Annotated in this window: 15 protein-coding genes; 9 read left to right on the top strand and 6 right to left on the bottom strand. The window is 65.2% G+C overall.

Annotated features, from left to right (window positions below):
* The first annotated feature begins 124 nt into the window (after nucleotides 1-124).
* A complete protein-coding gene (locus tag ETX26_RS01350; RefSeq protein ID WP_129522922.1) occupies nucleotides 125-541 on the top strand; it encodes a CBS domain-containing protein in 417 nt (138 codons plus the stop codon).
* Between the two features lie 18 nt (nucleotides 542-559).
* Nucleotides 560-823 carry a hypothetical protein gene (locus ETX26_RS01345; protein ID WP_129522921.1) on the top strand — a complete coding sequence of 88 codons (264 nt, stop codon included), beginning with the start codon at nucleotides 560-562 and terminating at the stop codon, nucleotides 821-823.
* A 131-nt stretch (nucleotides 824-954) separates the two neighbouring features.
* Here ETX26_RS01345 and ETX26_RS01340 read toward each other — a convergent pair whose 3' ends face one another.
* Genes ETX26_RS01340 through ETX26_RS01315 form a run of 6 tightly spaced genes read right to left on the bottom strand, consistent with a single transcriptional unit; the run spans nucleotide 955 to nucleotide 6,389 of the window.
* Nucleotides 955-1,941, bottom strand: a complete 987-nt coding sequence (locus ETX26_RS01340; protein WP_129522920.1) for a Gfo/Idh/MocA family protein — start codon at nucleotides 1,939-1,941, stop codon at nucleotides 955-957.
* A gap of 2 nt (nucleotides 1,942-1,943) precedes the next feature.
* The gene (locus ETX26_RS01335; protein ID WP_129522919.1) at nucleotides 1,944-2,915 is read right to left on the bottom strand and encodes an MDR/zinc-dependent alcohol dehydrogenase-like family protein; all 972 of its coding nucleotides are present in this window, start codon (nucleotides 2,913-2,915) and stop codon (nucleotides 1,944-1,946) included.
* Nucleotides 2,912-4,030 carry an inositol-3-phosphate synthase gene (locus ETX26_RS01330; RefSeq protein WP_129522918.1) on the bottom strand — a complete coding sequence of 373 codons (1,119 nt, stop codon included), beginning with the start codon at nucleotides 4,028-4,030 and terminating at the stop codon, nucleotides 2,912-2,914. The genes ETX26_RS01335 and ETX26_RS01330 overlap by 4 nt, the downstream gene beginning before the upstream one ends.
* Complete coding sequence (locus ETX26_RS01325) at nucleotides 4,017-4,976, bottom strand: beta-xylosidase (protein ID WP_165271673.1); 960 nt, start codon at nucleotides 4,974-4,976, stop codon at nucleotides 4,017-4,019. Before ETX26_RS01325 ends, ETX26_RS01330 begins: the two co-directional genes overlap by 14 nt.
* Entirely contained in the window at nucleotides 4,969-5,730 is a 762-nt protein-coding gene (locus ETX26_RS01320) for a TIGR04290 family methyltransferase (protein ID WP_263853348.1), read from the bottom strand. Before ETX26_RS01320 ends, ETX26_RS01325 begins: the two co-directional genes overlap by 8 nt.
* A 53-nt stretch (nucleotides 5,731-5,783) precedes the next feature.
* Nucleotides 5,784-6,389: a histidine phosphatase family protein gene (locus ETX26_RS01315; RefSeq protein WP_129522915.1), complete on the bottom strand. Its 606-nt coding sequence runs from the start codon at nucleotides 6,387-6,389 to the stop codon at nucleotides 5,784-5,786.
* 218 nt (nucleotides 6,390-6,607) lie between these two features.
* Here ETX26_RS01315 and ETX26_RS01310 point away from each other — a divergent pair, with 218 nt between their 5' ends.
* From ETX26_RS01310 to ETX26_RS01280, 7 genes are read left to right on the top strand one after another with little or no spacing between them, the layout of a single operon-like run.
* Nucleotides 6,608-7,714: an SDR family NAD(P)-dependent oxidoreductase gene (locus ETX26_RS01310; protein WP_129522914.1), complete on the top strand. Its 1,107-nt coding sequence runs from the start codon at nucleotides 6,608-6,610 to the stop codon at nucleotides 7,712-7,714.
* Nucleotides 7,711-8,793: an SDR family NAD(P)-dependent oxidoreductase gene (locus tag ETX26_RS01305; RefSeq protein ID WP_129522913.1), complete on the top strand. Its 1,083-nt coding sequence runs from the start codon at nucleotides 7,711-7,713 to the stop codon at nucleotides 8,791-8,793. Before ETX26_RS01310 ends, ETX26_RS01305 begins: the two co-directional genes overlap by 4 nt.
* Complete coding sequence (locus ETX26_RS01300) at nucleotides 8,790-9,896, top strand: glycosyltransferase family 4 protein (protein ID WP_225425448.1); 1,107 nt, start codon at nucleotides 8,790-8,792, stop codon at nucleotides 9,894-9,896. Before ETX26_RS01305 ends, ETX26_RS01300 begins: the two co-directional genes overlap by 4 nt.
* Nucleotides 9,893-11,005 carry a CgeB family protein gene (locus ETX26_RS01295; RefSeq protein ID WP_129522912.1) on the top strand — a complete coding sequence of 371 codons (1,113 nt, stop codon included), beginning with the start codon at nucleotides 9,893-9,895 and terminating at the stop codon, nucleotides 11,003-11,005. The genes ETX26_RS01300 and ETX26_RS01295 overlap by 4 nt, the downstream gene beginning before the upstream one ends.
* Nucleotides 11,002-12,093, top strand: coding sequence for a CgeB family protein (locus tag ETX26_RS01290; RefSeq protein WP_129522911.1), 1,092 nt, complete (start codon nucleotides 11,002-11,004; stop codon nucleotides 12,091-12,093). Before ETX26_RS01295 ends, ETX26_RS01290 begins: the two co-directional genes overlap by 4 nt.
* Nucleotides 12,090-13,175: a CgeB family protein gene (locus ETX26_RS01285; protein ID WP_129522910.1), complete on the top strand. Its 1,086-nt coding sequence runs from the start codon at nucleotides 12,090-12,092 to the stop codon at nucleotides 13,173-13,175. Before ETX26_RS01290 ends, ETX26_RS01285 begins: the two co-directional genes overlap by 4 nt.
* Nucleotides 13,172-14,212 carry a UDP-glucuronic acid decarboxylase family protein gene (locus ETX26_RS01280; RefSeq protein ID WP_129522909.1) on the top strand — a complete coding sequence of 347 codons (1,041 nt, stop codon included), beginning with the start codon at nucleotides 13,172-13,174 and terminating at the stop codon, nucleotides 14,210-14,212. The genes ETX26_RS01285 and ETX26_RS01280 overlap by 4 nt, the downstream gene beginning before the upstream one ends.
* The last annotated feature ends 45 nt before the right edge of the window (nucleotides 14,213-14,257 follow it).

Below are 14,257 nucleotides of genomic sequence, written 5' to 3'. Positions count from 1 at the left end.
CCCGGCAGCGAACCGCCGCTCAGCAGCCACCGCTCATCCGATTTTCTCAGTTCGCTTAAAGCAGTTTAGTGCACAGTTTCTGTAGAGGTTTCAAATACCTCTCTCAAATCGAGAGGAGCATCCGATGAGACCTTCCCCGGCCGGTTTAGGGGACACGCCGTGTCTCAGGCACCTTGACACGCTCGAAGCTGCGGCACGGATGATGCGGGCCACCGGCGCCAGGATTCTCCCGGTGACGCAGGACGGCAGGTTCGTCGGCACGATCAGCGACCGTGACATCGTTATCCGGATGGTCGCCGAAGGCCTGGACGGCTGGCTTACCCGGGTCCGCGACTTCATGACCGCTCCGGCGCTGTCCTGTCGCACGGACGACGATCCGCAAAGCGTTCTGCTGGCGATGATCGAAGCGCAGGTCGATACGGTGCCGTTGATCGACGCCCGCGACCGTGTGATCGGTATGATCACCGCCGAGCAGATCCGCCGGGCGCACTCCGCCAGCGCGGCGGAGGTCGGCAGCCACATCGACGTGATCGCGGCCTGACGCGCGACGGGAGCACGAATGATCACCTATCGCCTGACTTTCCGGAACGACCATCTCGGCGCCGCGAAGTATGTCGAGTTCGAGGGGAGAAGTCCTGCCGACGCGCTCCCGCATCTGGCTAATGAGCGCCCCGGCCGCTGCGCCGAGCTGTCACATGGCGGAACCCATATCGCAACGCTGCGCCGCACCGCCAATGCCGATGGACTCTGGATAGTCGATCAGGCCGACCGGATCAGCCGCGGCGCACGCGAGACGGATAGCGTTCTTTCTGATTCAGTTTAGCGAGCCCCGGGCAAGCGCGGGCTAGGAGTCGAAGCACTGCTTCTCGTCAGGAGCAGTCGCCCGGCGCGCCGAACGCTCCTCTCACGATCTGCGCGCCGGGCAGATTTCCCGATCGACGCGAGCGGGCCATCTCATTCGCCGCGATAGATGCGGTCGACCACTTCCGCGACTGCGAGCGCCTCCTCGCAGCGCCGGTCGAAGCTGCGGTCTCTGGCCAGACGGTGCGCCCAGGCGACCGCCGCCCTTCCGCCCCAGTCGTCCAGGGGATCGACAAGCGTTCGGGCCTGGGTTCCCGTGCGGCGGTATGCCGCGAAGTCGTAGAAGCTGCCGCCGACATTCTCCACCGCGACCGAACCTTCGGTGCCGAACACCGCGAAGCGTATGTCGGCGTCGCAGCCGGCGTGATGGTTCCACGAGCAGTCCAGCCGGGCAAACGCGCCACCGGCGAGCCGAAGTGTGACGGTCGCATAATCCTCGACCGCGTCGGGCGAAGGCGCAAGCCGTTCGCCGTGCGCGAAGAGGTGCGATTCCACCGTCCGCACCTCAGGAAAATCGAACATCCAGAGAAGCAGGTCGACCAAGTGGATGCCGAGATCGATGACGCATCCCCCGCCGGAGAGTGCACGGTTACGGAACCACGCCTTGTCCGGCCCATAGGCGTTGTGAAAAACCAGTTCGGCTCCGAAGAGGTGCCCGAGCTCGCCCGAACGGACGATCGGCGCAATCGCCTCGACCGCCCGGGTGAAGCGGTAGGAGAAATCGACCGCCAGCAAGCGGTCCGCGTGCCGCGCCGCTTCTATGACCGCCCCCGTCTCCTCCGCGTTGCGGGCAAGCGGCTTCTGGCAGAACACCGCCATCCCTCGCTCCAGCGCGGCGATCGCCTGCGGAGCGTGCATTGCGCTGGGCGTGGCGATGACGAGACCATCGAGTTCCGCCTCCAGCAACGTATCGACGTCGGGCATCCGCGTCGCGCCGGGGGCGGCGGCTTGCGTCGCGCTGGCGGCATCATCGTCGGGTTCCACGAAGGCCGCCGCCTCGACCGCGCCAGCGGCGATCAGCGCCTCCATCCGATGACGGCCGATCCAGCCCGTGCCCAGGAATCCGACCCGCGGCCGCATGGTCAGAAGACGATCAACGCCTTGACGAAGCCGTGCGGCTTGTCGCGCGTGGCGTCGAGAGCCTCGCCGAGCTGCTCGATCGAGTAGCAGTGGGTGAAGAGCCGCTCCACTGGGACTGCCCCGTCCGCAACCGCCTCGATCGCCTGTTCGATACCGGCCTTCTGCCTGTCCAGGTCGCGCTCGTGCGCGTTCACGACGTCGATCCCCTTCCAGTTCCAGGCCTGCATGTCGACCTGCCGCGGACCGTCCTGGTGGTAACCCGCGATGATCAGCCGACCGCCGGTGCCCACGAGCTCGCCGGCCAGAGTCAGCGTCCGCTGATCGCCGACGCATTCGATGACGCGTGGACACATCCGCCCTTCGGTCAACTCGTGCACCCTTCCCGCGATCGCCGCGTCATCCCCGGCTTGCAATGTTGTCTCCGCGCCCATCTCCGCGGCAAGTTGCAGCGATTCCTGCCGGCGGGAGATGGCGACGACCTTCGCCCCTCGCGCGCTAGCGAGACGGGTGAGCATCGCTCCGAGAAAGCCGATGCCGATGATTGCCACCGTCTGGTCCGGATGGATGTCGCTCCGTTCGAAGATATTGAAGGCGCAGCCGAGCGGCTCGCCTGGAAAAGGCTTGCCGTCCAGGGTCGGGGGGAGCCGCACCAGCGCGTCGGCGCAGGCGACATCCATTTCCCGGTAGGACCGGTGGGACAGCGTCGCGACACGATCGCCGGTGCGCACGTTCTCCACACCTGCGCCGACCGCATCGACCACGCCCCAGCCTTCGTGCCCGAGTTCACCCGGCTCCAGCGGGAACTGCTGCCATTCGGGCCCCGACCAAGGGCCGAGGTTCGATGCACATACCCCGCAGCCCTCGAGCCGTACGCGAACCTCACCCGGTCCCGGTTCGGGTATCGACACCATTTCGACAATCGTATCACCGGGCGCGCGGACGACCGCTGCCCGGATCGCGGTAGCTGCACTCATGCCGCGGCGTTCTCGGCGCCGATAAAGGCTTCCAGCTCCGACCACGCCGCATCGTCCGGCATCTGCCTGGGCGGATGCTTGCAGAAATAGGCGGCCGCCGGGATCACCGGGCCGGCGAGACCGCGATCGCTCGCAACCTTCGCGCAGCGAATGAGGTCGATGGCAACACCCGCGGAGTTCGGACTGTCCTCGACGGAGAGCCGCAGTTCGAGGTTCATAGGCACCCCGCCAAACAGCCGACCCTCCATGCGTAGGAAGCAGACCTTGTTGTCGTTCTGCCAGGCGACGTAGTCGGAAGGACCGACGTGGATATTCTCGTCCGCGATCCGCTGGGCGGCGACCGACTGAACCGCTTCCGTCTTCGAAACCTTCTTGGACGCAAGCCGCGAGCGTTCGAGCATGTTGAGAAAGTCGGTGTTGCCGCCGGTGTTGAGCTGATAGGTCCGCTCCAGCTTGACGCCGCGCTTGTGGAACAGGTCGGTCAGCACGCGGTGCACTATCGTGGCGCCGAGCTGCGCCTTGATGTCGTCTCCGATCACCGGGATGCCTGCCGTGCGGAAACGCCCCGCCCAGCCGGCATCGCTAGCAATGAACACAGGAATGTTGTTGACGAAAGCCACGCCCGCCTCAAGCGCGCACTCGGCGTAGAACTCGCTTGCCCGCTGCGACCCCACCGGGAGATAGTTCATCAGCACATCGGCCTCGGTTTCGAGCAGCGCGTCCACGACTTCGCTCTTGGTGGCCTCGGGCGCCGTGGCGACGCTGAATCCGCGGTCCGCAGGTTGTTCGGTCATGTGCGAGGCCACGCCATCGAGCACGCGTCCCATGCGAACCTTCGTGCCACATTCGGGCACACGCTCGCAGAACACCGTGGTGCAGTTCGGCTTCGCGAAGATGGCTTCGGACACGTCCCGGCCGACCTTTCGCTCGTCGACGTCCCATGCTGCAACGACGTGGATATCCTCGGGGCCATAGCCGCCGATCTCGCGGTGCATGAGCCCGGTGAAATCATTGGCGCCCGCGCGGTAGTGAGACAGCCCCTGCACCAGCGAGCTGGCGCAGTTCCCCACACCGACCAGTGCGACCTTGATGTCCGCCGATTCAGGAATTTGCATGTGCAGCCTCTCTTGTCGCCTCTGGGATGAAATGGCGAGCGTCACGCGACGGTTCCGGTGGCGCGTAGCGTTCCACCATGCGGGCACAGAAATCCGCGAATTCCTGCGGATCGCGGGCGCAGCTGGTGTGATGTGCCTCCACCCCCAGATGCTCGGGCGTGAAACAGAAGGTGACCAGCAACTCGAAGCCGGCCAACGACTCCATCATCCGGTCGAACCAGTCTTCCCATCCGGGGCGGAAGCTGTCCGCCCACGAAAGGCCGGTTCGCAGCTTGCGCACCCCCAATTGCCGCATCCACGCTACTGCATCGTCGAGCCTCGGATCCTCGAAATGGAACCACTGCATCAGGCCCATCTTGTCGGCGTGGCGGGCATAGTATTCGAGTGCAGGCTTGGGCGTTCCGTCTTCGCGGATCAGACCCATGTAGAAGTGACGGTAGTAACTCGACCCTTCCGCTTCACGGTGGCGCGTTTCCGCACCCCAACTGTGCGGCAGGTCGAACAGCGAATACCAGTAGACATTGGGCACCCGGTCGAGCAGCAGCTTCGCGGTCGTCTTCAAGCCGAAGATCTGCACCTCTTCGGCTCCGAAGCTGCCCACCCCTACCTCGGTCGCCCAAATGGGCATGTCGGGCACCTCGCGTTCGATCTCGGCAATCTTCTCCGGCCAGGCGTGGATCGGCCAGAGATTCCAGTCGAGCGGGAAGCCGTGAACCGCGACGACATCGACATGGTCGAGCACACCCAGATCGCGCATGCGCCGGAGCCATGCCGGATCGATCGGAGACATGCCGCCGAGCACTCGCGTCAGCTGCGGGTTGATTGCCGCGATTGCCTGCCCGGCACGAATGGCGGTGTCGGCGTAGATCGACCAATCGGGATCGAGGTCCAGATTCCAGTGCGACTTATTGTTGGGCTCGTTCCAGATCATCGCCGCTTCAATCACTGCCCGCTCCCCTTGCTGGATAGACGGCCACGGGGCCGCGTTGCGCGTAAGGCACATCGGCGATCCGGCAGAGATAGACCTCCGGTTCCGGATGCGCCTCGATCGAGAAGCCCGCCGCCCGCAGCATTGCCTCGCTGCACGCGGCATTGGGCGCCCACCAGTTCGTCCAGTCTCCCGCAAACGAATGCTCGATGAAATGGAGCCTCGGATAAGCGGGATTGTCGAAGTAGTCGGGCGGACGGGACGTGCCGGGCACGTGAAAGGGGTGATCGCTCGGCACCTGGAGAACGGCGTCGGTCCCCTGCTGCATCGTTTGGAACAGCATCAGGTCGCCCGCGACGTGCTCGCGGATCAGGTCGAGCGCGAGCAAGGGATGCCTCAGATGATAGAGAAGGCCCATGAACAGCACGAGGTCGAACCGTTCGCCTAGCCGGCCGACGTCGTAAACGCTGAGCTTGCGATACTCGATGCCGTCGATGCCGAGCGCCTCCGCCACGAACTCGGCCTGCGCCAAATACCTCTCGTCGCTGTCGACGCCCAGTACGCGATCGGCCCCCCGGCGCTTCATCTCGATGGCGTAGAAGCCCGCGTTGCACCCTAGGTCGAGTACGGACATCCCGCTCATGTCCGAAGGGAGAACCTCCGCGAAGCGGCGATACTTGAAGGCCGGGTAATCGCCCAGGAAATGATCCTCGGCCGTGCGCACGCCATCGCCTAGGTCGATGTTCTGAAACCACGGGCCCAGTTCGGTCACCCGCCGCTTCAAATACCCGGCGCGATCATTGACCGACCCCACCCTGGATGCGCCTAGCTGATGCATGGAACCGCCTCGTTGATGCTGCAAACCTTGGCGCCCCAGGTCCCGACCTCGAGCCGTGTGACCGAGGCCGGGTCGACCGAGAAACGCAGTAGATTGTCGAGCGACAGCCCCAGAACGCCGGCAACGACGGCACGGATGACGTCGCAGTGGGTGACCATCGCAATGGCCGTGCCCCGGGTCGACTTCGCAGTGTCTGCAATGTGCGCCAAGGCGCGCGACTGGACCGAGGCCATGCTTTCGCCATCCGGCGCCGTCGCAACGGAGCGGGCGGCATTCCAGTCACGCCAGCGCGGATCGTCTTCGAGCTCGGCAAAGGCCCGTCCTTCCCATTCGCCGAAGTCGATCTCGTCGAGAGCCGGCGCCACGGTCACCGGCAGGCCCGTTCGCGATGACAGGATGGCCGCGGTTTCACGGGCTCGGGTGACGGGGCTGGTCTCGATCCGGTCCAGCCGCCCTTCAGCCAGATAGCGCGCGATTGCGTGTGCCTGGGTGTACCCGACCGCCGAGAGCGATCCTCCGCGCGATCGACCGGAAAGCCTGCTGCCCAGGTCCGAATGAGTCGCATGCCGGATGAGTAGAATCTTGGCCGTCATCGCCGATCCACTTCGGCAGGCAGCTTTATAGAAGCAACCATTGCGCTCCACGGTCGCGATGAACCGACCAATAAACCGGACGAGATGAAAATATATCACTTGGAACAAACAAGCTGCAGCTTCATTCGTTCTTTGCACGATGAGTCGAACTCCTATAACATAGGATATAAGGGCAGATAACATAGGTTATTTCGCTAGATATACTTGGATTCTTTTAAATGCATGAGACAGTTTTAATTACCGGTGGAGCCGGCTTCATCGGGCGTGCCGTCGCCCGTGAACTTGCCGAACGGGGCCACCGGGTCCGAATTCTCGATGCTCTGCTTGAACAGGTCCATGTTTCCCGGCCCGCAATCAGCGGTGATGCAGAGTTCATTCATGCGGACATTCGCAATCCCGATGCGGTTTCGCGTGCGCTCGACGGCGTGGACTGCGCGATCCATCTCGCGGCCGAAGTCGGCGTCGGCCAGTCCATGTACGAGATCGAGCGTTACACCTCGACCAACGACGTGGGAACGGCCGTGCTGCTCGAGCGGCTGATCGACCGCCCTGTAAGACGGATCGTCACGGCTTCTTCGATGAGCATCTATGGCGAAGGGCTCTATCGCGACGTCAACGGCGCAGTCGTCGAGGATGCGTCGCGCGATCTTCGCAGGGAAGGTGGGGAACGCTGGAATCCGGTCGACGGGCAGGGCCGGCCACTCACCCCCGCGCCGACGCCCGAATGGAAGCGTCCGCAGCTGTCGTCGATCTATGCGTTGAACAAGTACGTTCAGGAACAGTCGACACATATCGTCGCGCAAGCCTACGGTATCGAGAGCACCTGTCTGCGGCTGTTCAACGTATTCGGCCCCGGCCAGGCGTTGTCGAACCCCTACACGGGCGTTCTCGCGATCTTCTCGGCCCGCCTGCTGAACGATCAGCCGCCGCTCATCTTCGAGGACGGCGAGCAGCGCCGCGACTTCGTCCACGTGCGGGACGTGGCGCGCGCCTTTGCCGATGCGCTCTTCGCACCCGAAGCCGCCGGGAGAACGTTCAACATCGGCTCGGGCGTCGATCGATCCATTCGCGATGTCGCCACTGCACTGGCGGACGCCATGGGACGGCCGGAGATCGCTCCGACGGTCACCGGAGAGGCGCGCAGCGGCGATATCCGCCATTGCTACTGCGACACCACGCTCGCCCGCGAGGTCCTCGGCTTCGAGGCGCGCGAAGATTTCGACGCCGGCCTCGAAGAACTGGCCGAGTGGGTATCGCAGCAAACCGCGCATGATCGCGTGGCGACCGCACGAGAGGAGCTCGCGCTGAGAGGTCTGGTGGCATGATGCCGCCCGCCGCCCAGACGATCCTCGTGACCGGCGGGGCCGGCTTCATCGGCTGCAACCTTGCCGACCGGCTCGCGGAGCGCGGATACCGCGTTCGCATTCTCGACTCACTCGCGCGGCCAGGCGTGGAGACGAACCTGCAATGGCTGACCGAGCGACACGGCGAACGGATCGAGCCGGTGACAAGCGACCTGCGCGACGAGGAAACCGCCTCGCGTGCGGCGCGCGAAGTCCACGGCGCCTTCCATTTCGCCGCGCAAGTCGCAGTAACCACCAGCCTCGACGATCCGCGCGCGGATTTCGACGCGAACCTTCGCGGGACGTTCAACCTACTCGAGGCGCTGCGGACCACCGATGGAGGCGTTCCGCTGATTTTCGCATCCACCAACAAAGTCTATGGCAATCTCCCGGATTTGCAGTTCGGGCCCGGTACGAACGGATACGAACCGGCCGATGCGCAGCTGGCGCAGTTCGGCCTGGATGAAACGCGCCCCCTCGACTTTCACACGCCCTACGGGTGTTCGAAGGGTGCGGCGGATCAGTACGTGCTCGACTATTCCCGGAGCTTCGGAATGCGCACCGCGGTGATCCGTATGAGCTGCATTTACGGCGAGCGGCAGCTCGGCACGGAGGATCAGGGCTGGGTCGCGCACTTCCTCATCAGCGCGATGGAGGGACGGCCGATCACCCTGTTCGGGGATGGCTGGCAGGTCCGCGACGTCTGCACGGTCGATGACACGTGCGACATGTACCTTGCCGCGCTGGACCGGATCGACGCAATCTCCGGCCGCGCGTTCAACTGGGGCGGCGGCCCGACGAACGCGGTGAGCCTTCGGGCTGTGCTCGACGAGATTGGGGTAATCCTGGACAGCAAGCCGCACTTCGAGGTCGAAGGCTGGCGCGCGGGAGATCAGCGTTGGTTTGTCGCGGATACACGCGCGATCGACACTGCGCTCCAGTTGCCCCCCCGCACCGACTGGCGGAAAGGCCTGAGAGCGCTCTCCGATTGGCTCGCATCCGAACGCGAATTCGCGGCATCGGCGATCGAGCTTTCGTCGCAGAAGGTAGCCGCGCTTTGACGCGGCATAGCACCCCGCACGTGCTGATGACCGCCGATGCGGTCGGCGGAGTCTGGCAGTACGCGACCGATCTCGTGCGAGCGCTTTCCGACCATGGGGCACACGTCACGCTGGCGGTGATGGGCCCCTCCCCCAGCGTGGAACAGCGCCGCAAGGTTGAGGGCGTCGCCGGCGTCGATCTTCTCGATACCGGCTTGCCGCTCGACTGGCTCACCCGCAGTCCCGAGCCGGTGCGTTGCGCCGCGCGCAAGCTCGCAGAGCTCGCTCGCGAGATCGGGGCGGACGTGGTCCACTGCAATTCCCCGATACTCGCCGGCGCCGCGCGCTTTCCGGTCCCGGTCGTGGCCGTTGCCCATGGCTGCATCACCACCTGGTGGGAAACGGTCCGCGGCGATGAACTCGATCCTGCGCTGACCTGGCACCGCGATCTGACCCGCAAGGGCCTGCTCTCCGCCGAGGTGACGGTGGCCCCCAGTGCGGCCTTCGCGGAGATTCTACGGGAAACCTACGAGCTTCCCCGGACACCGCGTGCCATCCACAATGGACGTTATCCGCTGCCCCCGACAGGTCGCGGGAGCGGCGAGCATCTCTTCGCACTCACCGTCGGCCGGCTGTGGGACGAAGGGAAGAACATGGCCGTGCTCGACCGCGCGGCTGCATCGGCCGCGACCCCGATGCTGGCCGCCGGCGCTAGCGAAAGCCCGAGTGGCAAGCGCATACCGCTGCATCACCTGCAGCTTTGCGGCAAGCTGGACGAGCACGAGCTCGCGACCCTCCTGGCGAAACGGCCGATTTTCGCTTCGGCGGCGATTTTCGAGCCTTTCGGTCTTGCCGTGCTCGAAGCGGCAATGGCCGGTTGTCCGCTCGTCCTGTCCGATATCCCGACTTTTCGCGAGCTGTGGGGCGGGGCCGCGATTTTCATCTCCCATGCCGATGCCGAGGGATTCGCCGACGCGATCGACCGTCTGGCAGAAGATCGTGGCGAGCGGGCACGCCTCGGTGAAGCGGCACGAGAGCGGGCTGCGCGCTACACGCCGCAAGCCTCGGCCGCAGCAACAGCGGCTCTCTACGGCTCGCTTCTCGAACAGGGGCGCGCGGCATGAAGATCGTCTACTTCACCCACTCGCTCGTATCCTGCTGGAACCACGGCAATGCCCATTTTCTGCGCGGCGTTCTCGACGAATTGCGCCGGCGTGGGCACGACACCATCGCCTTTGAACCCGAAACGGGCTGGAGCCGGCAGAATCTGCTGCGGGACCACGGCCCCTCGGGCCTGGCTCCATTTCAGGTGAAGTATCCCGATCTCCAAACGTATTGCTATAGCGAGGCCGACGACCTCGCACGGATGACGGACGGGGCCGACCTGGTGATCGTTCACGAGTGGAACGAGCCGGATCTCGTCGCGGGCCTGGGCATGCAGCGCAAACGCGGCGCGCCATTCCTCCTGCTGTTCCACGACACGCACCACCGGGCGGTCAGCGCGCCCGAGGAGATGCGCACCTACGATCTTTCCGGATACGATGGCGTGCTCGCCTTCGGGGAAGCGCTTTCCGAGGTCTATCGCGCCTGGGGGTGGGGTTCGCGCGTTTGGACGTGGCACGAGGCCGCCGACGTTCGCCGCTTTCGCCCACCCGACCATGAGCAGGAACGCGAGGGCCTCGTCTGGATCGGCAACTGGGGCGATGGCGAGAGAAGCGAGGAACTCACCGAGTTTCTGCTGGCGCCGGCGCGCGCCGCCCACCTCGATCTCGCGATCTACGGCGTGCGCTATCCCGACGACGCCGTGCGGACCGTTGCCCGCTACGGTGCGCACCTGCGCGGCTGGGCACCGAACCCCCTGGCACCGGAGATATTCGCACGTCACGCTGCCACGCTCCACGTGCCGCGGCGCTACTACGCGAAGGTCCTTCCTGGCATCCCGACGATCCGCGTTTTCGAGGCGCTCGCGTGCGGAATTCCACTCGTCTGCGCGCCGTGGGAGGATGCCGAGCAGCTCTTCCGCCCTGGCGCGGACTACCTGATCGCGGAAAACGGTAGGCAGATGTCCGCGCATCTTCGGACGCTTGCGCAGGATGCGGACATGCGCGCCGAGCTGGCGGAAAGCGGGCTCGCGACCATCCATGCGCAGCACACCTGCGCTCATCGGGCAGACGAACTGCTGACGATCGTCGGCGAACTCTCGCAGCCAGACGGGTTGAGGAAAACCGCATGAAGATCGCCTTCTATGGATCGAGCCTGCTGTCTTCGTGGTGGAACGGCGCGGCGACATACTACCGCGGATTGCTCCACGCGCTGGCCAAGCGCGGCTACGACATCGTGTTCTACGAACCGGATGCGTTCGACCGTCAAAGCCATCGCGACATCGAGCCGCCGGAGTGGGCACGCAGCGTCGTCTGGCCCGCCAACGCGGGTGGGCTGGCCTCGGTTCTGGAGGAAGCGGCAAATGCCGACATCGTGATCAAGGCGAGCGGGGTTGGCGTCTACGACCCCGAATTGCTGGAAGGTGTGCTCGACCACGCGCATCCCGATGCACTTTGCTGCTTCTGGGACGTCGACGCCGCCGCGACGCTCGGCGAAATGGGAGCGGACAGCGTCCATCCCGTGCGCCGTGCGCTGCCGCGGTTGGACGCGGTGTTCACCTATGGAGGCGGGCCGCCCGTGGTCGCCGCCTACAGTGCGCTGGGCGCCGCACGGTGCGTCCCGGTGTACAACGCGCTCGATCCTGCGACGCATCATCCGGTGGCACCGGTCCCGGCGTTCGCGGCCGACCTGTCGCTGCTGGCCAACCGGTTGCCTGATCGCGAGGGGCGTATCGAGGAGTTCTTCCTTCGGCCGGCGACCTCACTTCCGCAGCGGCGCTTCATCCTCGGCGGCAACGGATGGGATGACAAGCCCATGCCGGCCAACATCGAGCGCATGGGCCATGTCGGGACCGCACTGCACAACGCTTTCAACTGCACGCCCACGGCAGTGCTCAACGTCGCCCGGGACTCGATGGCGGAAGTCGGCTTCTCGCCCGCCACGCGGGTCTTCGAGGCGGCGGGCGCCGGAGCCTGCCTGATCACGGACGCCTGGGAAGGGATCGAAATGTTCCTGGAGCCGGAACGGGAAGTTCTCGTCGCCCGCGACGGTAAGGACGTTGCAGAGCACATCGAAGCTCTGACCCCGGACAGGGCCAGGGCGATCGGCAAAGCAGCCCTCGCGCGAGTGCTGGGCGATCACACTTACGACAGGCGCGCGGCGGAAGTGGATCGGACTTTCAAGGCCATGCGCGAAGCCAAGAGGGAGAAAGCGGCATGAAGCTCGTCGTCCTGGGACTCAGCCTTTCCTCCTCGTGGGGAAACGGCCACGCGACGACCTATCGCGCGCTTCTGTCCGGCATGGCCGAGCGGGGGCATGAGGTGCTTTTCCTCGAACGCAGCAAGCCCTGGTATGCCGACCATCGCGACTTGGCCGATCCCGATTTCTGCCGGCTGGAGTATTACGACAGCGTCGGCGAACTGGAACGTTGGCGCGCCGAAGTTTCCGGCGCGGACGCGGTAATGGTCGGCTCCTACGTGCCCGACGGCCCCGCCGTGGGAGACTGGGTCCTGCACCATGCACACGGTGCGACCTGCTTCTACGATATCGATACGCCGGTCACACTGGCGCAGCTCGAACGAGGGCGATGCGAGTTTCTGAGAATAGACCAGATCGCGCGATATGACGTCTATTTCTCGTTCACGGGCGGCCCCGTCCTGGACCGGATCGAACGCGACTTCGGAGCGCAGCGCGCACGGCCGCTCCACTGCTCGGCCGACGTGGCGCGGTATCGCAAGGTCAACGTTCCGCAGCGCTGGGACCTGAGCTACCTCGGCACCTACAGCGCCGATCGCCAGCCGACGCTCGAAAGGCTGCTGCTCGAAACGGCACGCATGCGCCCCGATAGAAGGTTTGCAGTGGCCGGTGCCCAATACCCCTCGTCGATCGACTGGCCGGACAATGTCGAGCGCCTCGAGCATGTCGCGCCCCGCGATCACCCGGCTTTCTATTCCGCATCACGCTTCACTCTCAACGTCACGCGCGCCGACATGATTGCGGCCGGCTGGTCTCCCTCGATCCGGCTGTTCGAGGCGGGCGCCTGCAGCACCGCAGTCATTTCGGACCGGTGGCCGGGGATCGAGGACATTCTCACGCCGGGACAGGCGATCCTGCTGGCCGACAGTGCCAACGACGTTCTCGCCGCGCTCGACGCCGATCCCGAGCCTCTCGGACGGGCCGCACACGTGCGGATCGTTCAGGAACACAGTGGCACTGCGCGCGCTCGACAGCTCGAGCGCGATCTGCGGGATGTCGCCTACCACTCACAGCAACGCCAATCGGAAAGGTTGATCGCGCAATGACAACAGGAGGCGAACTCATACTCGTCGCAGGCGGCGCCGGCTTTATCGGCTCGCACCTGTGCCAAGCGCTGTTGGAGCAAGGAAAGAATGTCCTCTGCCTCGACAATCTCCAGACCGCGCGCCGTGAGAATCTTCTCGAACTGGAGGCCTACAGCCGCTTTCGCTTCGTCGAAGCCGACATCACCCGGCCCCTGCCCCGGCAGATTCTGGGGCAGACCGATCGGATCTCGCGGATATACAATCTGGCCTGTGCCGCATCCCCCGACCTCTATCAGGCTGACCCGGAGCATACGATCCTGACCTGCGTGATGGGCACAAACCGGCTGCTGCACCTGGCGGAGGACTCAGGAGCACGCTTTCTCCTCACCTCGACCAGCGAGGTCTACGGCGATCCGCACGTCCATCCGCAAACCGAGAACTATCGCGGAAACGTGAGCTGCACGGGACCACGCGCATGTTACGACGAAGGCAAGCGGGCGGCCGAGACGATGGCGTTCGACTTTGCCCGCAGCGGGCGTGCAGACGTTCGGGTCGCGCGGATCTTCAACACCTATGGCCCGAACATGCGGATGGACGACGGGCGCGTCATCTCGAACTTCATCTGCCAGGCGCTCGCGGGAAAGCCCCTCACCATCTACGGCAACGGAGAGCAGACGCGCAGCTTCTGCTACGTGAGCGACACCGTGGACGGGCTGCTCCGCCTGATGGAAAGCGGGGATCGGGATCTTGGGCCGGTCAATATCGGGAATCCGACCGAGCTGACCATTGCCGAGCTCATCGACACGCTCGAGGCGGTGATCGGCAGTCCCCTCCCCACAGTGTCGCGACCGCTGCCGGTCGACGACCCGAAGAAGCGGCGACCCGATATCGCACGAGCGACGGACCGCCTCGGCTGGTGTCCCGGAACGCCGCTTTCGAGCGGCCTCGCTGCGACGGTCGCCTGGTTCGAGCGTGAACTGCGCAGCAATCGGGCGCGCAACGCCGAGCGCTCACCTGCAGCCGGGCTGGCGGCGGTTGGCGGGCAACAGGCCCTGTGACCGTCGCAGCGGTGGAGGCGCGGGACTAGAGTACCCGCGCGCCTA

Origin of the sequence: Pelagerythrobacter rhizovicinus, from assembly GCF_004135625.1 — a bacterium.
Classification (GTDB): Bacteria; Pseudomonadota; Alphaproteobacteria; order Sphingomonadales; family Sphingomonadaceae; genus Pelagerythrobacter; species Pelagerythrobacter rhizovicinus.
This window is presented reverse-complemented; position numbering and strand designations above follow the sequence as displayed.